18 protein-coding genes and 1 riboswitch are annotated in these 20336 nt (G+C 51.8%); of the genes, 3 read left to right on the top strand and 15 right to left on the bottom strand.

Annotated elements, in window-relative coordinates:
* Positions 1–116 precede the first annotated feature (116 nt).
* The 14 genes from QZQ46_RS01895 to QZQ46_RS01830 form a co-directional block, all read right to left on the bottom strand.
* The gene (locus QZQ46_RS01895) at positions 117–1850 is read right to left on the bottom strand and encodes a proline--tRNA ligase (protein WP_296826266.1); all 1734 of its coding nucleotides are present in this window, start codon (positions 1848–1850) and stop codon (positions 117–119) included.
* Between the two features lie 3 nt (positions 1851–1853).
* Positions 1854–2921 (bottom strand): flavodoxin-dependent (E)-4-hydroxy-3-methylbut-2-enyl-diphosphate synthase, encoded by a 1068-nt coding sequence (gene ispG, locus QZQ46_RS01890; RefSeq protein ID WP_296826264.1) that lies wholly within the window; start codon positions 2919–2921, stop codon positions 1854–1856.
* Positions 2922–2936: 15 nt separating this feature from the next.
* On the bottom strand, positions 2937–3959 hold the full coding sequence (gene rseP, locus QZQ46_RS01885) for an RIP metalloprotease RseP (protein ID WP_296826262.1): 1023 nt from the start codon (positions 3957–3959) through the stop codon (positions 2937–2939).
* Between the two features lie 14 nt (positions 3960–3973).
* Positions 3974–5119, bottom strand: a complete 1146-nt coding sequence (locus tag QZQ46_RS01880; RefSeq protein ID WP_296826260.1) for a 1-deoxy-D-xylulose-5-phosphate reductoisomerase — start codon at positions 5117–5119, stop codon at positions 3974–3976.
* Between the two features lie 13 nt (positions 5120–5132).
* On the bottom strand, positions 5133–5960 hold the full coding sequence (locus tag QZQ46_RS01875) for a phosphatidate cytidylyltransferase (protein WP_296826258.1): 828 nt from the start codon (positions 5958–5960) through the stop codon (positions 5133–5135).
* Positions 5961–5980: 20 nt separating this feature from the next.
* On the bottom strand, positions 5981–6748 hold the full coding sequence (locus tag QZQ46_RS01870; protein ID WP_296826256.1) for an isoprenyl transferase: 768 nt from the start codon (positions 6746–6748) through the stop codon (positions 5981–5983).
* Entirely contained in the window at positions 6741–6995 is a 255-nt protein-coding gene (locus QZQ46_RS01865; protein WP_296826255.1) for a hypothetical protein, read from the bottom strand. Before QZQ46_RS01865 ends, QZQ46_RS01870 begins: the two co-directional genes overlap by 8 nt.
* Entirely contained in the window at positions 6992–7552 is a 561-nt protein-coding gene (gene frr, locus QZQ46_RS01860) for a ribosome recycling factor (RefSeq protein ID WP_296826254.1), read from the bottom strand. The genes QZQ46_RS01865 and frr overlap by 4 nt, the downstream gene beginning before the upstream one ends.
* A gap of 46 nt (positions 7553–7598) precedes the next feature.
* Positions 7599–8324 carry a UMP kinase gene (pyrH, locus tag QZQ46_RS01855; RefSeq protein WP_296826253.1) on the bottom strand — a complete coding sequence of 242 codons (726 nt, stop codon included), beginning with the start codon at positions 8322–8324 and terminating at the stop codon, positions 7599–7601.
* An 83-nt stretch (positions 8325–8407) separates the two neighbouring features.
* Positions 8408–9055: a translation elongation factor Ts gene (gene tsf / locus QZQ46_RS01850; RefSeq protein WP_065360530.1), complete on the bottom strand. Its 648-nt coding sequence runs from the start codon at positions 9053–9055 to the stop codon at positions 8408–8410.
* Positions 9056–9163: 108 nt separating this feature from the next.
* Positions 9164–9901, bottom strand: coding sequence for a 30S ribosomal protein S2 (rpsB, locus tag QZQ46_RS01845; RefSeq protein WP_296826252.1), 738 nt, complete (start codon positions 9899–9901; stop codon positions 9164–9166).
* Positions 9902–10136: 235 nt separating this feature from the next.
* Entirely contained in the window at positions 10137–11138 is a 1002-nt protein-coding gene (locus tag QZQ46_RS01840; RefSeq protein ID WP_296826251.1) for a 3D domain-containing protein, read from the bottom strand.
* A 52-nt stretch (positions 11139–11190) separates the two neighbouring features.
* Positions 11191–13350 carry a polyphosphate kinase 1 gene (ppk1, locus tag QZQ46_RS01835; RefSeq protein ID WP_296826250.1) on the bottom strand — a complete coding sequence of 720 codons (2160 nt, stop codon included), beginning with the start codon at positions 13348–13350 and terminating at the stop codon, positions 11191–11193.
* A 7-nt stretch (positions 13351–13357) separates the two neighbouring features.
* Entirely contained in the window at positions 13358–14902 is a 1545-nt protein-coding gene (locus QZQ46_RS01830; protein ID WP_296826249.1) for a Ppx/GppA phosphatase family protein, read from the bottom strand.
* A gap of 418 nt (positions 14903–15320) precedes the next feature.
* Between QZQ46_RS01830 and ppx the strand changes: the two genes are divergently transcribed.
* Positions 15321–16856, top strand: coding sequence for an exopolyphosphatase (gene ppx, locus QZQ46_RS01825; RefSeq protein WP_296826248.1), 1536 nt, complete (start codon positions 15321–15323; stop codon positions 16854–16856).
* A 77-nt stretch (positions 16857–16933) separates the two neighbouring features.
* Here ppx and thiC read toward each other — a convergent pair whose 3' ends face one another.
* Complete coding sequence (gene thiC / locus QZQ46_RS01820) at positions 16934–18235, bottom strand: phosphomethylpyrimidine synthase ThiC (RefSeq protein WP_296826247.1); 1302 nt, start codon at positions 18233–18235, stop codon at positions 16934–16936.
* A 76-nt stretch (positions 18236–18311) separates the two neighbouring features.
* A riboswitch (TPP riboswitch) is annotated at positions 18312–18415 on the bottom strand.
* A gap of 153 nt (positions 18416–18568) precedes the next feature.
* Between thiC and QZQ46_RS01815 the strand changes: the two genes are divergently transcribed.
* Together QZQ46_RS01815 and QZQ46_RS01810 are read left to right on the top strand one after the other, a co-directional pair.
* The gene (locus QZQ46_RS01815) at positions 18569–19288 is read left to right on the top strand and encodes an SIMPL domain-containing protein (protein ID WP_296826246.1); all 720 of its coding nucleotides are present in this window, start codon (positions 18569–18571) and stop codon (positions 19286–19288) included.
* 129 nt (positions 19289–19417) lie between these two features.
* The gene (locus tag QZQ46_RS01810; protein ID WP_065360535.1) at positions 19418–20287 is read left to right on the top strand and encodes a phosphoribosylaminoimidazolesuccinocarboxamide synthase; all 870 of its coding nucleotides are present in this window, start codon (positions 19418–19420) and stop codon (positions 20285–20287) included.
* Positions 20288–20336: the final 49 nt, after the last annotated feature.

The following is a 20336-nucleotide window of genomic DNA, read 5'->3' as shown; positions in this document are numbered from 1 at the left end:
CAAGGGGCCTTGTGAACAGGAGTGTCCACAAGACCCCAACATTTATTATAGAACCAAAATAAAACGGAGAAGAATACAAGGTTTCTCCGTTTTATTTTACATCAGACTTCCATAAATTACATGTTTTTGCTTCGTAAATCAGCTAAAATTTCCTGAATACGGGCGACAGCGCTGCCGACAGGGACGACTTCTTCCTGGCCGGTACGGCGAACTTTGATTTCTACCGTGCCGTCGGAAGCACTCTTCTTGCCGACCGTAACCCGTACGGGATAGCCGATGAGGTCGGCGTCGTTAAATTTGACACCGGCTCGTTCATTTCTGTCATCGAGGAGGACGTCGGTCTTCGTATCCTGAAGGCCTTTGTAGAGTTCTTCGGCGATGCGCACCTGATCCTGGTCTTTCGTGCTGACCGGGACGACGGCGACTTCAAAAGGAGCAATAGCCACTGGCCACATGATACCGTGTTCGTCGTGGAACTGTTCGATGGCCGCAGCAATGGTCCGGGTAACACCGATGCCGTAGCAGCCCATGACGTAAGGCTTAGCCTTGCCGTTCTGGTCGAGGAAGGTCGCATGGAGAGCTTCGGAATACTTGGTTCCCAGTTCAAAGACCTGGCCGACTTCAATGCCGCGGACGACGTGAATCGGAGCGCCGCAGTGCGAGCAGGCATCGCCTTCTACCATGGTGCGGATAGGCGTGACGGTAACATCTTTGAAATCGCGGGACGGATTGACGTTCTGATAGTGATACCCTGCCTTGTTGGCGCCGGTGACGCCATTGGGAACGGCCATAGCCGACGGGTCGACGAGGACAAAGAACGTTTCATTGTCCGGTTTATCGGCACCGATGGGGCTCATGTAGCCCGGCTGGAGGCCGTGAGCTTTCAATTCGTCTTCCGTTGCCGGTTCAATAGCATTGCCGCCGACGAAGTTCTGGACAGCGACGTCATTGACCGAATGGTCGCCGCGGACCATGCAGAGGACTGTCTTTTCGCCGTCGATATTGAAAGCGACAGCTTTGATCGTCTTTTCCAGCGGAATGGACAGGAACTGTGCCAAATCTTCAATGGTGGCACAGTTCGGCGTTTCAATCAATTCGACATCTTTAGCCGTTTCAGCTGCCATTTCAAGGGTCGGTGCGGCGGCCTTTTCGATATCGGCTGCATAGTCGCACTGAGAGCACGATACGATTTCCGCTTCCCCGGCCTGGGCCAAGGCCATGAATTCATGGCTGTGATTGCCGCCGATCTGGCCGCTGTCGGCTTCAACTTGTTTGAATTCCAAGCCGCAGCGGGTAAAGATACGGGTATAGGCATCGTATTCGTCTTGATAGCTCTTATGGAGTCCTTCTTCGTCGACGTCGAACGAATAGGCGTCTTTCATGACGAATTCCCGGCTGCGCATGAGGCCGAAGCGCGGCCGGATTTCATCGCGGTATTTATTCTGCATCTGCCACAGGGTAACCGGCATCTGCTTGTACGAACGCAGTTCGTTGCGTACCAGGGTCGTAATCAATTCTTCATGAGTCGGTCCGAGACAGAACTGGCCGCCGTGCCGGTCTTCCAGTTTGAACATTTCCGGACCATAGGCATTCCAGCGGCCCGATTCATGCCAGATTTCAGCCGGCTGAACGATAGGCATCATGATTTCCTGAGCGCCGATGCCATCCATTTCTTCGCGGATAATAGCTTCGATTTTGAGTTCGACTCGGCGGCCGAGAGGCAGGAATGAGTATAAACCGCCCCCGCTTTTACGAATGAGACCGGCTTTGAGCATGTACTGATGGCTGGAAATTTCGGCGTCAGCCGGAATTTCCCGGAGCGTCGGACTGTACAGTTTAGATGCTAACATGAGTTAAGACTCCTTTGCGATTGATTTTTCTATTTCTTCCAAAAGAGCAGCGACGAGCTGATCTTCCGGGGCCGTACGAAGGACCTTGCCGTAAGCAAAGACAATCCCCTTCCCCTTGCCGCCGGCAATGCCGAAATCGGCTTCTTTCGCCTCTCCCGGGCCGTTTACGACACAGCCCATGACGGCGACCTTAATGGGCACAGTCAAATGGGAAATGGCCGCTTCTACTTCTTTGGCAAGCTCGATGAGCTGTACCTGCGTGCGGCCGCAGGTCGGACAGGAAATGAGGGTCGGACCGAAGCGGCGCAGACCGAGAGAACTCAAGATGGTCTGGCCTACTTTTATTTCTTCCGCCGGGTCATCTGTAAGGGATACGCGAATCGTATCGCCGATGCCCTGGTACAATAAGGTTCCGATACCGATGGCCGACTTGATGCTCCCGTCGCGGACGAGACCGGCTTCGGTAACGCCTAAATGAAGGGCATAAGGCACTTTATCGGCCAGCTCCTGGTAGGACTCGATCATGAGTGGTACGTCAGAAGCCTTGAGGGAAATGACCATATTGCGGTAATCGAGGCGTTCTAAAATGCGGATATGGCGCAGAGCCCCTTCCACCATAGCCGCTGCCGTCGGATGGCCGCCGTGGGCCTTCAGAATATCTTCCGGCAGGGATCCCGTATTGATGCCGATGCGAATGGGAATTCCACTGGGCCTTACCTTTTCAACGACGCGGACGACGTTTTCATCGGCACCGATATTGCCGGGATTGATGCGCAGGGCCTGAACGCCGCTGTCGACGGCCGCCAGGGCCAGGCGATAGTCAAAGTGGATATCGGCAACAATGGGGATGTCGACGGCCTTGACGACGGCCGAAAGGCCTTTGGCCGCTTCCATATCGGGAACGGCAAAGCGCAGGATTTCGGCGCCGTAGGAAGACAGCCGCTTGGCATCGGCAATAGCTTCTGCCGTACGGGCCGGATTTATGGTCGACATGGTCTGAATCGAAATGGGCGCAGTGCCGCCGATAGTAACCTTTCCGGCCTGAACCGGAATCGATTGTCTGCGTTTCATGAAAAGCCTCGCTTTCTAAAACCGGCTGATATCCTGGAACATCGCGAAGAGGAATAGTGACCCGAGAAGGACCATGCCTACGACTTGAATGTAGTACAAGGCCTTGCTCGGCATGCGCCGGCGCATAATGCCTTCGAGGATCAGCAAGATGATGTAGCCGCCGTCGAGGAGCGGTACGGGCAGGAGATTCAAAATCCCCAAGTTAATGCTGAGGAAGGCCGTGAACATGAGGAGATTGGCAAAACCGGAGGCTGCGACCTGGCCTGCCAGCTGGGCGACGCCGATGGGGCCGGCAACTTCAGCTTTTTCCTGACCGGTCACCATCTGATAGATGCCGACCAGCATGAGACGGCAGATTTCTCCCGTCCGCTGGACGGCCATAATCCCAGAATCAAGGAAGCCGTGGCGTTCCTGCGTCGTCATGGGCATGACGCCGAGCATGACTTTCTGGGAGGCACTGTCAACTTCCGGGATCATTTCGACGTCCTGACGCTTCCCGTCCCGTTCGATTTGAACGGTAACGACGGCATGGCTGTACGGTGCGACGGCTTCGGAAATATCGCTCCACTGAGAAATATTGCTGTTGCCGATGCGGACGATGCGGTCCCCTTCCGTAAGGCCGGACTGCTCAGCCGGCGAACCGGAAATGGTCGAACCGACGACGGCTTCCGGCGATACGGTCACCGTGCCGATGGCAAAGAATAATCCCCAAAAGAGGACAATAGCCAACACAAAATTCATGATTCCGCCGGCGGCGATGACCACCAGCCGGGCCGGAACGGATTTATTCAAAAAGGACTTTTCATTCAGCGGTTCGTCTTCAGACATACCGGCAATGCGGTTGAACCCGCCGAGGGGAATAGCCCGCAGAGAGTATTCCGTATCACCGCGGCGCGTACTGTATATCTTGGGTCCAAACCCGATAGCAAACTCATCGACTTGCATGCCGGCCCATTTCGCCGTGGCAAAATGGCCTAATTCATGGATGAAGACGATGACGCTGAATACGAAAATGGTCGCTAAAATAGTAATACCCAAAGGAAAGCCCCTTTCTATAATAAGGAAGCAGCACAGCGGCGGGCCCAGGCATCTGCCTGACGAACCGTTTCGAGGGTGACCTCACCGTTGACATCGTGCCGTTCCATAACCGTATGGACAATTTCAAAAATACGCGTAAAGGAAATTTCCTTACGCAAGAAGGCATAGACTGCCACCTCGTTGGCCCCGTTTAAGACACAGGGCATCGTCCCGCCAATGCGGCCGGCTTCATAGGCAAGGCCGATGGAGGGAAATTTCTCATCATCCGGAGCTAAGAATTCCAAACTGCCCAAGGTCTTCCAGTCGATGGCCTTGGCCCCGCGGACGGGCAGCCGGTCGGGATAGGTAAAGGCGTATTGAATAGGCAACCGCATATCGGGCATGCCTAACTGGGCCAATACCGATCCGTCGATGAACTGAATCATGGAGTGAACGATGCTCTGAGGCTGGATGACGACTTCAATCTTATCAAAATCCATATGGAACAGCCAGTGGGCTTCGATGACTTCCAAGCCCTTATTGAACATCGTCGCCGAATCGATGGTGATTTTGCCGCCCATATTCCACGTCGGATGCTTTAAGCACTGTTCGACCGTAATGGACGGAAATTCAGCCAAGGGGCGGCGAAAATGAGGCCCTCCCGACGCCGTGATCAAGAGTTTTTCCACCTCTTCGGACTTGCGGCCGTCGAGGCATTGGAAGATGGCCCCGTGTTCACTGTCGACAGGCAGGATGCGGACGCCCTTGCAGGCGGCTTCCTTCATGACCAGCTCACCGGCAGCGACGAGGGTTTCTTTATTGGCCAGGGCAATATCCATCCCCCGTTCAATGGCTCGCAGGGTCGGTTCAATACCGGCGGCACCCACGAGGGACGTGAGGACGATATCGGCCCCGCATTCATCGATAAGCTGCAGCAGCCCTTCGCTCCCGGAAAAGATTCGGCACGACGGGCCCACAGCGTCTTTTACCTTTTCAGCGGCACCTTCGTCGACCATACAGGCCATATGGAGACCGTGGCTGGCTATTTGAGCCGCCACTTCCTTATAATGGCCGTAAGCCGCGACCCCGACGAGTTTAAAAGACTCCGGATGTGCTTCGATAACGTCGACAGCCTGGGTCCCGATGGAACCGGTACTGCCGAGGATCAAGATTTTTTTCATAACGTCCCTTCTTTTAAATGACCAGCATCAAATAGACATACATGGCAGGCGCCGCAAAGAGGAGACTGTCGAAACGGTCCAAGACGCCGCCGTGACCGGGAATGATATTGCCCGAATCCTTGACGCCGGAGACTCGCTTTAAAATGGATTCTGCCAAATCGCCGAGAGGTGCCATGACACCGATGATGATGCCGAGGGCCAGGGCGTGGAGAAGGGAAAATTTAAAGATCAAGGAAAAAACGATGGCCACGACCAAAGTGCCGATAAAGCCGCCAATGGCCCCTTCCCGAGTCTTACCGGGACTGATGGACGGGCACAACTTGACCTTGCCCATCATCTTGCCGACGGCAAAGGCCGCTGTGTCGCTGGCCCAGGTCGAGAAGATGAGCAGAAAGACGAAGAATCGTGCCGGTTCTACCATGACCGTACTGAAACTATCGCTCATAAAAGAGACGGCCGAACCGCTGCGCAGGGCTAAGAGGGCTAAAAAGCCGCTGCCGATATATAAGAGCCCGTACAGGGTATAGGCACTGTCGACAGGCTTCACCTTATCGTGGAAAAAGACCGTCCGCAGCATGAGCCAGCACAAGAGCACCAGTCCCAACAGGAACATGATTTTTGTACTGCCGAACCAGTAGGCGCACAACATAGCCAGAAGCCACACGGCACCGCCTGTATCGGCTGTGACGGCCTGCAGTTTATGAACCATGTTGCCGTATTCATACCAGGCGACAACAGCCAAGAGGGCCATCATCAGGAAGTAGAGCCAATTGCCTTCATAGACCACAAAAATGGTAAAGGCTCCGCCGATGATTCCCGTCAAAATTCGTTTTGCCAACATATGCAACTACCTCTCCTGCCTTATTTTAAACCGCCAAAGCGACGTTCTCGGCCTTGAAAGGAAGAGATAGCTTCGACAAGCGTTTCTTTCGTAAAATCAGGCCAGCAAAGGGGCGTATACCAAAATTCGGCATAAGCCATCTGCCAGAGCAGAAAGTTGCTGACCCGTTTATCGTCACCGGGACGAATGAGCAAATCGACGTCGTTTTCCGGTGCCGTATAGAGATACCGTGCCAGTAAATCTTCGTCGATATCGCCGCTGTCACAACGGCCGGCTTTCACATCGTCTGCCAAGCGGCGGACAGCCTGAACCAATTCCAAACGACCGCCGTAATTGACGGCGACATTCAGAACCAGGCCCGTATTAGACGCCATGTCGGCCTCGGCCTGGGCGAAGGCCTCCTGCAGTTCCGGATGAAGGCGCGACCGATCGCCGATGATGTGCAGCTGCACGTTGTGCTCTTTAAGCTGAAGCAAATTATTGCTGAGATAATTCTTCATCAGCTTCATGATATAGGAAACTTCCTCTTCAGGACGCTTCCAGTTTTCCGTCGAAAAGGCATAGACCGTCAGGATCTTGACGCCCAGTTCATCAGCAGCGATGACGATGCGCTTCAGCGTATCGGCGCCGGCACGATGACCGTAGCTGCGCGGCATTCCCTTGCGCTTGGCCCAGCGGCCGTTGCCGTCCATGATGATGGCCACGTGACGGGGAATGTTATTCATATCCAGGCCATTCTCCCCTACTGTCGGGGCCGGCTCTGTTTTCTTGCCAAAAAAGTTAATCATCTTGCAGGTCTCCTTTGGACAGTTCGGCGGCCACGGATTCACTCATCTCGAGGCTGTCATTGACCAAAAGCGATATGACACCCTTATCGTCCGCATGGGCGCGGATGACGTAGGTCTGCTCCGGGTCGCAGTGAAAAAATCGGGACCGCGACACCGTCCGTTCTACAACGTAAGGAATATTTTTCTCCTGTAATACAGATTTGGCATACCGTAACGGCATGCCAATAAAAATCCGTATATCCATCATACAGCCATGACTTCTTTTTCTTTTTTTGCTTTGATTTCGTCGATGGCCTTGATTTTTTTATCAGTCAGTTTCTGGATATTTTCCTGACCTTCCTTGCTGTCATCTTCCGTAACTTCCTTCTTCTTTTCCATCTTCTTGATGAGTTCGTTGGCGTCACGGCGGATATTGCGAATGACAACTTTCGAGTCCTCTGCGATTTTGCTTACTTTCTTGCTCAATTCCTTACGGCGTTCTTCAGTGAGCTGAGGAATTTCCAGGCGAATCATCTTGCCGTCGTTATTAGGGTTGAGGCCTAAATCGGACTTCAAGATAGCCTTTTCGATTTCGCCGAGCATCTTCGGTTCCCAAGGAACGATGGTAATCATCCGCGGTTCCGGAGCCGATACGTTGGCAACCTGATTCACCGGCGTCTGCGTCCCGTAATAATCGACGGTCACGCGTTCTAAGAGCGACGTACTGGCACGGCCCGTGCGAATGGACGTCAGTTCCCGTTTCAACGCTTCAATCGTCTTGTCCATCTTAGCTTCGTGCTGAGCGATCAGTTCTTTTACTTCCACATCAATCACTTCCTTATTTTATTTTTATAAGTATATCATACAGCGTTTAGCCTTCTTTGTCGACTAAAGTACCTAAATCTTTTCCGCTGGCAGCTGCTACGATATTCCCGGGCTTGTCGATATTAAAGACGACGATGGGGATATTGTTGTTGAGGCATAACGTCGTTGCCGTCGCATCCATGACCTTGAGGTCTTTGTTGATGACGTCAAGATAGGTCAGGTGCTTGTACATCTTGGCATCGGGGTTCAGCTTCGGATCGCTGTCGTAGACCCCGTCTACGCCGTTTTTGGCCATGAGGATGGCATCGGCTTCGATTTCAGCAGCTCGCAGGGCGGCTGTCGTATCCGTTGAAAAATAAGGATTGCCCGTACCGGCGCCAAAGATGACGACCCGGCCTTTTTCCATATGACGGATCGCTCTGCGGCGGATATAAGGTTCTGCCACCTGCTGCATATTAATCGCCGTCTGGACACGGGTAGCGACGCCGTTCTTTTCCATGGCATCCTGAAGGGCCAGGGAGTTCATGACCGTCGCCAGCATGCCCATGTAGTCGGCCGATACGCGGTCCATGCCTTTGGCAGAGCCGGACAGGCCTCTCCAGATATTGCCGCCGCCGACGACGATGGCAACTTGAATGTTGAGCTTGTTAACTTCGACGATCTGTTTCGCAATCGTTTCTACCGTTTCCGGGTCGATGCCATAGCCTTGTTTCCCGGCCAGTGCTTCGCCACTCAATTTCAATACGACACGGTTATATTTTTTCGGTTCCATAAAAGAAGGGCCTCCTCTGTATGTTGGCAAATCGTTCAATTAGAAAATAAGAGAACACGGGTTGGGTGTTCTCTTATGGAATCTTATTTAGCTTGTGCCATTACTTCAGAAACGAAATCATCATTCCGTTTTTCAAGGCCTTCACCTAATTCATAACGGGTATAGCGGCGGATATCGATTTTTTCACCGATCTTAGCGACGGCTTCGGTAACGACCTGCTGAACCGTTTTGTCGGAATCTTTGATGAATTCCTGGTCGAGGAGGCAATTTTCTTTGTAGAATTTTTCAATACGGCCGACGATCATCTTTTCAACGATCTTTTCCGGTTTGCCTTCGTTCAGGGCCTGCTGGCGGAGAACGTCTTTTTCATGTTCCAAGACGTCAGCCGGAACTTCTTCACGTTTGAGGTATGCCGGTTTTGCAGCAGCGATCTGCATGGCAATATCCTTGCAGAGTGCTTTGAAATTATCGGTCTGAGCAACGAAGTCCGTTTCGCAGTTGACTTCGACGAGAACACCGATGCGGCCGTTGCCATGGATGTAAGAATAAACCAAACCTTCAGCAGCGATGCGGTCTGCTTTTTTAGCAGCTGCAGCTAAGCCGTGTTCGCGAAGCAAATCGACGGCTTTGTCCATATCGCCGTTGCTTTCGGTCAGTGCTTTTTTGCAGTCCATCATGCCTGCCCCTGTTTTTTCTCTCAATTCTTTTACCATTGCTGCTGTAATAGCCATGAGTATTCCTCCTAAAAGTAAGTTTAATATACCGTTTGAATAAAGGTAAGAAGCGAAGGCTCCTTACCTTTATGTATAACCATTCAATTCTCAGAGAATAAGTCGGTCTTATTCTGCAGCTGCTTCTTCCGTCGTTTCTTCAGCTGCACCGGCTTCGGTCTGGTTGCCCTGGTTGCCTTCGAGGACAGCGTCAGCGATTTTGCCGGTCAAGAGTTTTACGGCGCGGATAGCGTCATCGTTGGCCGGAATCGGGTAGTCGATAACGTCGGGATCGCAGTTGGTGTCAACCGTAGCGATGATAGGGATGTTGAGTTTACGAGCTTCGGAAACGGCGATTTCTTCTTTTTTCGGGTCGATGATGAACAAAGCATCGGGGAGCTTTTTCATATCTTTGATGCCGCCGAGGTATTTCTGAAGTTTTTCCATTTCATGTTTGAGAAGTGTAACTTCTTTCTTCGGCAACAATTCGAAAGTACCGTCTTCAGCCTGTTTTTCCAACGTTTTCAAGCGTTTTACGCGTTTTTCAATCGTCTGGAAGTTGGTGAGCATGCCGCCGAGCCAACGTTCGTTAACGAAGTACTGGTTGCAGCGTTCTGCTTCGTTCTTAATCGATTCCTGAGCCTGTTTTTTCGTGCCTACGAATACGATTTTGCCGCCTTCAGCTGCCAAATCGCGGACAAAATTGTAAGCTTCGTCCATTTTCTTAACGGTTTTCTGCAAGTCGATGATGTAGATACCGTTACGTTCGGTGAAGATGAAACGAGCCATCTTCGGGTTCCAACGGCGGGTCTGGTGACCAAAATGAACGCCGGCTTCCAATAATTGTTTCATAGATACTACTGCCATAATGTGTGATTCCTCCTGTTTTTTCCTCCGCCCGGTCATCGCCCATCTTCACCCGTCTCATGATGAAACGGGCACAGTGCTGGACTCGCCAAGCGTGTGTATTTTGAATCTTGGTATTCAAACCTTGAATATTATATCACATCTCCATCAGGAGGGCAAGAGGTGAAATACCGCGCCCGGCCTGCTCGATGCGAAAAAAGGGACCTGTCGCGACAGGCCCCTTATCTCCCCTATATTATTGTAAAATATAGACCGGTACCATACGGCGGCCAAAGGCCATGCAGGTATCGTAGTCTTCCATGCAGAGGTCGATGCGGTTGCCGAGAATGGCCCCGCCCGTATCTTCGGCACGGGCCACGCCGTAGCCGGGAATATAGACCGTCGAACCCAAAGGAATGACGTTGGGATCGACAGCGACGACGCCGTAGCGGGCCCGAGTACCCGTCCGGGTAATGCCCAGTCCGTCGCCGTCAGTCGGCAAATAAGCCGTCGCTTCCATGGCGATGACTTTTTGATAATGCGAAATGGAACCGGTGTTAATTTCAACCGTTGCCTTGGTGCCCACTTTGCGGACCATAGGCTGCATTTCTGAAATGAGCTCTGTTGAAATCGTCTCTTTATCGGCAACCTGACCGTCGACACTGACGATGTTCAGCTTGACCCGCTTGCGGCCATTTTGGCCCTGCTGCACGATCTGTTCTTCCCCCTGCCCCAGGGTTTCGTCCGGAATGCTTTCCACGGCATAGGGGACGACGTCATCTTCGGTAATCGTCTTTCGTGAGACGTTTCCGATGACGATGGTCTGCCCGGCCTGGAGGGGCTTTTGAATATCGCCGTAAGGGCGGTATTTTTCTTTTGAATAGCCGTACTGTTCGGCCACTTCCTGGGTGTTGCGCTTAGCCGTATAGACGGTCTGCGACTGCCCTCGATAGACCAGGGTCACGGGAATGACCCGCCGCACTTTGACGTAACTGCCGTCGTCGAGGGACGGCGTCGACATGGTGACTTCGTCGTCATCGCCCATATCGATGTTATACTCACGCAGCAAGGCCTCGGCATTGACGGCATGCGTATAAACCTGACGGGTCGTCCCGTCGGCGACAAGGGTCACTGACTTTCCTTTATCGATGAAGCCGGTCAGCGAAACGAGGATTAACAGGGCGATCATCGTCGCATACATCTGTGTAAGCGGCCCTTTTCGCTTCCAGCTCATTATACTGAATCTTTTCCAGTCCATGCCATGCCTCCTAAAACGTTTCCTACCATTTTAGCAAAGGCCGCAGGGATTGTCAATTTAAGTCCTGTTCAGACGGACGCGGACGAAGGACGACATTGCGCAGCTGCCGCACTTTACGCTTGCGGATTGCCGGAAGCTTTTCAGCTTCGCGTTGGCATGTATCCTGAGCGTTGACAGCCTTCCCCGTCCGTTCATCGGCCAGATAACGGTACGAACCGTCTTCGTTCATGGCGTAAGCCTTGACGTTGTCGTCGAAATACAGTTTCAAGATATGTTTGATCTGTTCTTTATGGGGTGCGAATTCGACAGGCGTCATCAATTCGACGCGTTCATTGAGGTTTCGCGGCATCCAGTCAGCCGAGGAAATGAAGACGTCTTCCTGACCGCCGTTATGGAAGTAGAAGAGGCGGCTGTGTTCCAGGAAACGGCCGACGATGCTGTGGACCTCGATATTTTCACTGACGCCGGGAATGCCCGGACGAAGGACGCAGATGCCGCGGACGATAAGGCGAATCTTGACGCCCGCTGCCGACGCTTCGTAGAGCTTGGCAATGACGTGTTTATCCAAGAGGGAGTTCATTTTGGCGATGATGAGGGCCTTCTTGCCGGCTTTGGCCCAGGCGATTTCCTTATCGATTTCTTCGTAAATCGTTTCCCGCAGGTTCAGCGGCGCAACGGCCAGCTTGTTCCATTCCGGAGGATCGGAATAGCCCGACAGGAGGTTGAAGAAGGACGACGCATCGACGCCGATGAGGGTATTGGACGTCAAGATGCCGACGTCGGTATAGATACGGGCCGTCTTGCCGTTATAGTTCCCCGTTGCCAGGTGGACGTAGCGGCGGATGCCGTCTTCTTCCCGGCGAACGACGAGGGTGATCTTGGAGTGTGTTTTGAGGCCCATGATGCCGTAAATAACGTGGCAGCCTGCCTTTTCCAACTTGCGGGCCATGAGGATGTTGTTTTCTTCGTCAAAGCGGGCCTTGACTTCCATCAGGACCGTGACCTGTTTGCCGTTTTCAGCGGCCTGAGCCAGAGCCGCGATAATCGGCGACTGGCTGCTGACGCGGTACAGGGTCTGCTTGATGGCCAGGACATCGGGGTCGATGGCAGCCTGGTGAATGAAGTATTCTACCGTTTCAAAGGTTTCAAACGGGTGGTGTACCATGATGTCCCGTTCAGCAATGGCCGACCAGATGTCGGTGCTGCCCATGGCGGTCAGTTCCGACGAAGGCTGCGGCTTAACCGGAGGATAACGCAGTTCATTGTACCCGTCGATGCCGACGAAGGAGAAGAACACCTTGCAGTCGAGAGGTCCCGGAATATAGTAGATATCCCGTTCTTCAAGCTGCAGTTCGTCGCGAAGGAGTTCGCGGATCATGCGGCTCGCCGAGGCAGCTAATTCCAAGCGGACAGCAGCCCCTTTGCGGCGTTTTTTCAGGCTCTTTTCGACTTCTACCAAGAGGTCTTCGACGTCATCGTCGATAGCCAAATCGGCGTCGCGGGTAATCCGGAAGGGCTCTACTTCTAAGATGTCACAGCCGAGGAAGAACCGATCGGCATAAGCGGCGATGATATCTTCCAAGAAGAGGAACTGGTGCCCTTCTGCCTGCTGGCCAATAGGCGATACGCTCTGGGGAACCTCGATGATACGGTCGATGACCGATGACGGAACCGGCAGGATGGCCGTTTTGACCGATTTATCACCGTGCTGACGGCGAAGGAGGACGGCCAAATTCAGGTTTAGGCTGGACAGGAACGGGAAAGGATGGCTCGAGTCGACGGCCATCGGTGTAACGACGGGATAGATTTCCCGGCCGAAGAACTCATCGAGCCACATATGCTGATCGTCATTCAAATCGTCAACGCCGATAAAATGGAGGCCGTTTTCATGCAGTTTCTGCTGAATGCCATCGTAATAGCGGTACTGATCAGCTACCAGTTCGTGGACCATGGACTGGATGGCGTCGAACTGTTCCGACGGCGTCATGCCGGCGATATCGATAAATTTACTGCCGCTTTCGACGAGATGTTTGACGCCGGCGACGCGGATCATGAAGAATTCATCTAAATTCGAAGAGGCGATGGCGATGAAATTCAATTGTTCCAACAAGGGGTTGGACGGCACGATGGCTTCGCGCAGGACCCGTTCGTTGAACTTTATCCACGTACACTCGCGGTTTAAAAAATATTGTTCATCTGTAAAATCTGGCATAATTATCTTATCCTTTCACTAATTTCGTCGAAATGCCAAAGACTTCGGAAAAGTAGACAGCCATTTTCATATAGGTCCACCGTTCTAAGGAAATATCGGAATCGGCCGTATAGTATACGATCAATTCATCTTCGCCGAGTTCGGCCCGAAGATCCGTGATTTTTCCCAAATGACTCTTATCCAAAGAGTCGGCCAATCGGAAAATAGCCGTTAATTTTGAGGTAATGACTTTTTGACGGGGCAGCAGCTTGCCATAGACGGGCGACGCATCCTGCAGCGTCCCGTCAAAGGCGTAATACAAGACAGCAGCCAAGATTTCCTTTTCGTCGTCAGCTACGCCGAAGAGGTCCGTCCCGCCGATGAGATTGTATGTACAGAGGTTGTGTTTGCGGATATTGATGAATTTCCCCGTTTCATGGAAAATCGCTGCCATCTGCAGTAAATACTTCGTTTCATACCGGAGACCGATAAACTTATACAGGGCTTCAAAGAGGACGTTGCAGTACTCTTCAATCCGTGTAGAATGGACGGAATCGGACAAGTATTTATAGGCCATGCGGCGCATCATATCGAGGCGCAGGTCCTGCAGGTGTTCCAAATAGGGATGCTTCGTCTTTTTGGCTACGTAATACATGGTGTAGCCTTCCGTAAAGGTCGTCGGCATGACGACCAGCATATCGATGTCCACCAATCGGAGAAGCTCGTAATACAAGAGGATCGTCGGCATGACGACGTTGGCCAGATTCTGTGACAGGCCGAAGCGCTTCATGATTTTAAAAGGCGTGACGCCTTTCATGGAATAGATGAACTGGCGCAGTTCTTGTGCCGTAATCAAGAACAGGCCGTCTTCACTGGCCTTGCCCATGAGCCGCGCGATGAGGTTGCCGCCGCGGCCGGAGAGGACGATGTACTTGATGCCATACTGCTGGACGCCCTTCCATAAGGGGTACAAGGTGCCGTAAATGTACTCGCGGACCGCCGTCGGGAAGGTCAATTCATTACGCTGCTTTTCTGTGAAATTTTCCAAGATGCGCAGCGAGCCGATGTTGATGTTCTGCTGGAACAAGAGGCAGTCGTTCTTCCAGCCCGTGAGGCCGACGCCGCCGGAAGTGATGTCGAGCAGCATGACCGCCTTGTCGGCAAAATTGAATTTCCCTTTCAGCACATTATAATAAAGACCAAAGAATTTATAGAAGATTTCCTTGGTCATGTGGGTTACTTCAACGTGGAACCCCGTGCGGATGCGAATCTGATCGAGCACATTAATCAAATTGTCGGCTTCACTGATAGCCGTCGTCGATAAAACGCGGACGTCTTTCACATCATAGTCGCGAAGCAGCTGTCGGAACCCCAATAAGACCTGGCAGATTTCATTCAGTGATTGAAAGCTGACGTGGCGGCTCTGAAACACCATTTCGCCATATTTTACTTCTTGAGCTACGTTTTCGATGATCTCCATATCGTCAAGCGATGAATAAGAGATGATTTTCATCGTCATATTGACCGTGCCGATATGGATGATGCCCAAAACATTCCGGGTCTGTTTTTCCATTATTCTCCCCACTTTTCTAAGCAAAATCCTCGCTGTTTAGCTGAGGCTACTTCTATTATACATGAAAGTCAGACCCATTATGTATATTTTTTGTAAAAAATCTTCCTCAAATTTTACACTTTTCTTGCATCGTGCCCTACTACGAGACAGTCTGTATTTGTATTTTTCGAGATAAACGTTTCTGTGCCCCAAAGCATTTCTCCCTGTATTTATCCCATTTTTTCGGAAATTTTTCCACCTTATAAACGATTCGTTATAGGTTCTGCCGGTGACGCACTAAAAAAGTCGATATCCATATAAAAAGGACACGACCTCGAGATATCGGCATGATAAAGGAATTTTTCATTTTTTTACTCATTTGTAGTATAATAGAACGGATAACCGATTCCGGTAAACATATAGAGAAATGAGGTATACCATGGAAAAATTAGCCATTATCGACTTGGGCTCCAACTCCATCCGCTTCGTCGTCATGCAAATCACAGACAACCAGTCCTATTCCTTATTGTATCAAGAAAAGGAAGCCATCCGCTTAGGCCACGGTCTGAACCAGACCGGTGCCCTCAGTGAAGATGGAATCCAGCGGGCTTTGACTTGTCTCCATGTCTATAAACATATTATGACCGTCCTCGGCATTAAAGAATGTCGTGCCGTCGCCACAGCTGCCGTCCGCAATGCCAGCAACGGCGAAGAATTTCTAAAGCGCGTCAATGACGAAACGGGCATCACCATGAACATCATCACCGGTGAACGCGAAGCCTATCTCGGTTATTTGGGCGTCATCAACACCATTGCCATGAAGGACTTCCTCCTCTTCGACTTAGGCGGTGCCAGCGTCGAAATGACCTTGGTCCAAGACGGCGAAAACATCCATTCCATCTCCCTCCCCATCGGGGCCGTCACCTTGACGGAAAAATTCAACACCCAGGGCAACCCCGACGAGGAAGCAATTTCCGCCTGCCTGAAATATATCCGCAAAAAGATGAGCGAAGTCGAATGGCTTCCCCATATCAACCTGCCTATTATCGGAATCGGCGGCACAGCACGTAACATTGCAAAAATGGACCAGCGGGCGACAAATTATGAGTTGTCGAAACTCCATAATTACATCATGCCCCTCGAACACTTTGAAAATGTCTTTGAAACCCTCTCGACCCATTCCAGCGCCAACCGCAAGAAGATTCCCGGCCTTTCCAGCGACCGCTCGGACCTCATCGTCGCCGGCGCCGCCGTCATCAAAGCCATCTTCGATGTAACCGGCAGTTCAGAAATGGTCGTCAGCGGCTGCGGCCTCCGCGAAGGCTTGTTCTTTGAATACTATGCGTCGTACTGCAACCTGCCGTCACCTCGCTTCGATGACATCCTCGACTTCAGCGTCAAGAATTTTATCGGCACCTTGAACGGCTTCATATTAAATAAAGATCACTACGACCAGGTCACGCGCATTGCTACCCAGCTCTTCGATGAGCTCCAGCCCCTTCACGGCTACGGCGAGCGCGAACGCCTGCTTCTGCAGACAGCGGCCCGGCTCCACGACGTCGGAAAGATCGTTAACTTTTACGACCATGCCCGCCACTCGGCCTTCATGATTTCCCAGGCCCCGCTTTACGGCCTCACCCAAATCGAACAGATCCTGACCGGCTTTATCGCCGGCTTCCACCACGGCATCAGCCGTAAAATTCTCCGGGCATACCGCTATGACCACATGGCTTCGGCCGATGACTGGGTCATGATCCGAAAACTCTCGACCATTTTGGCTTTGGCCGAGGCTTCGGATTTGACGTATGAACAAATCGTCACCGACGTCGACGTCACCATGGCAGAAAACGTCGCCGTCGTCATCTTGTCGACGAAGCCTGACTCGACGTATAACGCCGCCGATTATGAAATGAAACAACTGAACAAACAATTCAAAAAAGAATTTGGCGCCTCCCTGTTATTGGTCTGGCGATAAGAACTTATACATACCAAAGGGGCTGTCTGTGAACTTCATTCACGGACAGCCCCTTTATAATGGGTGATTTTATGTAATTAGCGGATCGATACGTCTTCACCGGCCAGGATGCGTTTCATCGTACGAGCCGGGCACATCTTGCCGCACATCGTGCAGGTCCCTTCGCATTCGGGCTTGCTCGATTCATAATACCGGCGGGATTTTTCCGGATCGATAGACAGGGCAATCATGGTGTCAAAGTCGACTTCAACGCGGGCCTTGCTCATGGCGTCGTCCCATTCCTGGGCGCCGGGAATACCTTTGACGAGGTCGGCAGCATGAGCGGCAATACGGGCAGCGATGATGCCTTCCTTAACGTCTTCAACCGTCGGCAGGCGCAGGTGTTCCGCCGGCGTAACGTAGCACAGGAAGTCGGCACCGCTCGATGCCGCAATGGCACCGCCAATGGCACTGGTAATGTGGTCATAGCCCGGAGCAATATCGGTAACCAAGGGTCCGAGAACGTAGAACGGAGCCCCGTGGCAGAGGCGTTTTTCCAGCTTCATGTTGGCAGCGATTTCGTTGAGCACCATATGGCCCGGGCCTTCGATCATGACCTGGACATTGTGGTCCCAAGCCCGTTTCGTCAATTCGCCAAGCGTAATCAGTTCTTCGATCTGAGCAGCATCAGTCGCATCGTGGGTACAGCCGGGACGGCAGGCGTCGCCGAGGCTCAAGGTGACGTCATATTTTTCACAGATGTCGAGGAGGCGGTCGTAATATTCATAGAAAGGATTTTCCTGGTCATTCATTTCCATCCAGGCAAAGAGGAGCGAGCCGCCGCGGGAGACGATATTGGTCAGGCGCGGATTGTCTTTAATGCGCTGTGCCGTCTTGCGGTTCATGCCGCAGTGGATGGTCATGAAATCGACGCCGTCTTCGGCGTGCTGTTCGACGACGGAGAAGAATTCGTCGTCGCTGATGTCTTTCAGGTCTTTATCGAGCATGCCGACGGCATCGTACATGGGAACGGTCCCGATCATAGCGGTCGACATTTTGACTAATTTGCGGCGGAAGTCCCGAGTCTTGCCGAAGTTCGACAAGTCCATGATGGCTTCGGCCTTCATATCGATGGCGTTCTGCACCTTCTGCAGTTCTTCTTCGTGATTATTGTGTTCCGGCGAAACGCCTAAGTTGACGTTGATCTTGGTGCGGCAGTCCTGGCCGACTGCTTCAGCCGACAGGCTTTCATGCATCTTATTGGCCGGAATGGCGACCTTGCCGCTGGCGACGAGAGCCATTAATTTTTCAATGGCCATCTTTTCCTTTTCAGCGACGACCTTCATCTGCGGCGTTACGATACCCTTGCGGGCCGCATCCATTTGTGTTGTGTAATCCATTATAAAATCCTCCTATATAGAAAATGACGATTGCCACAAAAAAAGCCCACCATGCGGCCTCTCCGCAGGTGAGCTTTATAATCCCGTAAAGCTTCCCTCCGGCGGCATTATCCGCATCAGGTAAAGGGTCAAGTGTAATCCAGCACTTTTCTCAGCCCGAAGGCTCCCCTAGCTTCTTTTATGTATCTTTAAATATTATAGTATGCCCGGTCAAAAAATGCAATACTTCTGTAACATTCTAAGTAGACAAATGTCCTGATTTTCTTTTGGGAGTGGATATGTTCTCTCAGATATGATATAATCGATACAATCATTACAAAGGAGGTTATTTACATGAAAAAAATGTCTTTAAAAGGCCTCGTCGTGGCCGCTATGCTCGCATCCTCTCTCTTTGTTACTGCCCCTCAGGCTTTCGCTGAAGGTCCCCAGCCGTCCGTCGTCACCGTCACCGGCTATGCCCAGCAGGAAGTCGCTCCTGACACGGCATATATCACCATCGGTACATCCAGCACCGATGCCGACGCCCAGCAAGCTCGGACCAAGAACAATCAAGTCATGAACAACGTCACCAACGCCATCAAAGCGATGGGCATCCCGGCAGACAACCTGAAGACCACCGACTTCTACATGTCGCCCAACTATGATGTAAAAGGCTCTAAGGTCACCTCCTATACGGTAACCAACAGCCTGACCGTCAAAGTCAGCGATCTCAGTCTGATTTCGCAGGTCATCAGCAAAGCCGGCAGCCTCGGTGCCAACCAGATCGACAACATCCGCTTCACCAACGAACATTCCGATCAGATTAAAGACAATCTGATTAAAGAAGCCGTCCACAACGGTCAGCGTGCCGCTCAGGCTGCAGCCGCTGCCGCCGGCAACCAGCTCGGTGCCGTAAAGGAAATCAATATTTCCGGATCCAGCCCGTCCTACAGCCGCGCTTACAGCAACGTAAGAATGTTGTCGGCTAAGATGGAAGACGCTGAAACTACGCCTGTCGAAGCCGGCACCAATACCCTGAGCCAGACGGTCAGCCTTACCTATTATCTGAAATAAAAAGCCTCCCTTATGGGGACGAACCTAAAAAGGAGCCTTCGGGCTTCTTTTTTATTTCCTTAAAATATGCTATGATATTAGTGTTCAAAAAATAAATTGAATAGTTCTGAATCATGGAGGCCAGACAAGATGAAAGAATACACCCCTTTTAAATCCGGTAAAGTACGTGAAGTCTATGACGCAGGTGACAGCATCATCATGGTTGCAACGGACCGCATTTCCGCTTTCGACCATATCCTGAAAAACAAGATCACCAAAAAGGGCGCCATCCTGACGCAGATGTCCAAATTTTGGTTCGATATGACATCCGACATCATTCCGAACCACATGATTTCTGTCGATAACGCTGACATGCCGGAATTCTTCCAGCAGGAACAGTTCGTCGGCAACAGCATGAAATGCCAGAAACTGACGATGATCCCCATGGAATGCATCGTTCGCGGTTATATCACCGGCAGCGGCTGGGAAAGCTACCAGCAGAACGGTACGGTTTGCGGCATTAAATTACCGGCAGGCCTCACAGAATCAGAAAAACTCCCGGAACCGATTTTCACGCCGAGCACCAAGGCTGAACTCGGTGACCACGATGAAAACGTCTCCCTCGAAGTAGGCGCCGCTTACATCGACAAGGTCTTCCCGGGAAAGGGCATGGAATACGCTGAAAAGATTCGCGACTACACCATTGCCCTCTATAAAAAATGTGCCGAATACGCCCTCTCCAAAGGCATCATCATTGCCGATACGAAATTCGAATTCGGCCTCGATGAAAATGGCACCATCGTCTTAGGCGACGAAATGCTTACGCCGGACAGCTCCCGCTTCTGGCCCCTCGAAGGCTATAAAGCAGGGCAAAGCCAGCCGTCGTATGACAAACAGTTCGTCCGTGACTGGCTCAAAGCTAACCCGGACAGCGATTATCTCCTGCCCCAGGACGTCATCGACAAGACGATTGAAAAATACGAAGAAGCCTATGAAATGCTGACAGGCAAAAAAATCTAATTTCATCCAGGCATCAAAAAAAGGACTGCACCCATCGGGTGACAGTCCT

Source organism: uncultured Megasphaera sp. (assembly GCF_900539295.1).
Classification (GTDB): domain Bacteria; phylum Bacillota; class Negativicutes; order Veillonellales; family Megasphaeraceae; genus Megasphaera.
This window is presented reverse-complemented; position numbering and strand designations above follow the sequence as displayed.

Coding starts and splice junctions, on each gene's coding strand:
- tsf (WP_065360530.1), bottom strand. CDS start 9,055: ATGGCTATTACAGCAGCAATGGTAAAAGAATTGAGAGAAAAAACAGGG.
- rpsB (WP_296826252.1), bottom strand. CDS start 9,901: ATGGCAGTAGTATCTATGAAACAATTATTGGAAGCCGGCGTTCATTTT.
- ispG (WP_296826264.1), bottom strand. CDS start 2,921: ATGAAACGCAGACAATCGATTCCGGTTCAGGCCGGAAAGGTTACTATC.
- QZQ46_RS01880 (WP_296826260.1), bottom strand. CDS start 5,119: ATGAAAAAAATCTTGATCCTCGGCAGTACCGGTTCCATCGGGACCCAG.
- QZQ46_RS01840 (WP_296826251.1), bottom strand. CDS start 11,138: ATGGACTGGAAAAGATTCAGTATAATGAGCTGGAAGCGAAAAGGGCCG.
- ppk1 (WP_296826250.1), bottom strand. CDS start 13,350: ATGCCAGATTTTACAGATGAACAATATTTTTTAAACCGCGAGTGTACG.
- QZQ46_RS01815 (WP_296826246.1), top strand. CDS start 18,569: ATGAAAAAAATGTCTTTAAAAGGCCTCGTCGTGGCCGCTATGCTCGCA.
- QZQ46_RS01830 (WP_296826249.1), bottom strand. CDS start 14,902: ATGGAAAAACAGACCCGGAATGTTTTGGGCATCATCCATATCGGCACG.
- ppx (WP_296826248.1), top strand. CDS start 15,321: ATGGAAAAATTAGCCATTATCGACTTGGGCTCCAACTCCATCCGCTTC.
- pyrH (WP_296826253.1), bottom strand. CDS start 8,324: ATGGAACCGAAAAAATATAACCGTGTCGTATTGAAATTGAGTGGCGAA.
- QZQ46_RS01895 (WP_296826266.1), bottom strand. CDS start 1,850: ATGTTAGCATCTAAACTGTACAGTCCGACGCTCCGGGAAATTCCGGCT.
- QZQ46_RS01875 (WP_296826258.1), bottom strand. CDS start 5,960: ATGTTGGCAAAACGAATTTTGACGGGAATCATCGGCGGAGCCTTTACC.
- thiC (WP_296826247.1), bottom strand. CDS start 18,235: ATGGATTACACAACACAAATGGATGCGGCCCGCAAGGGTATCGTAACG.
- QZQ46_RS01810 (WP_065360535.1), top strand. CDS start 19,418: ATGAAAGAATACACCCCTTTTAAATCCGGTAAAGTACGTGAAGTCTAT.
- QZQ46_RS01870 (WP_296826256.1), bottom strand. CDS start 6,748: ATGATTAACTTTTTTGGCAAGAAAACAGAGCCGGCCCCGACAGTAGGG.
- QZQ46_RS01865 (WP_296826255.1), bottom strand. CDS start 6,995: ATGATGGATATACGGATTTTTATTGGCATGCCGTTACGGTATGCCAAA.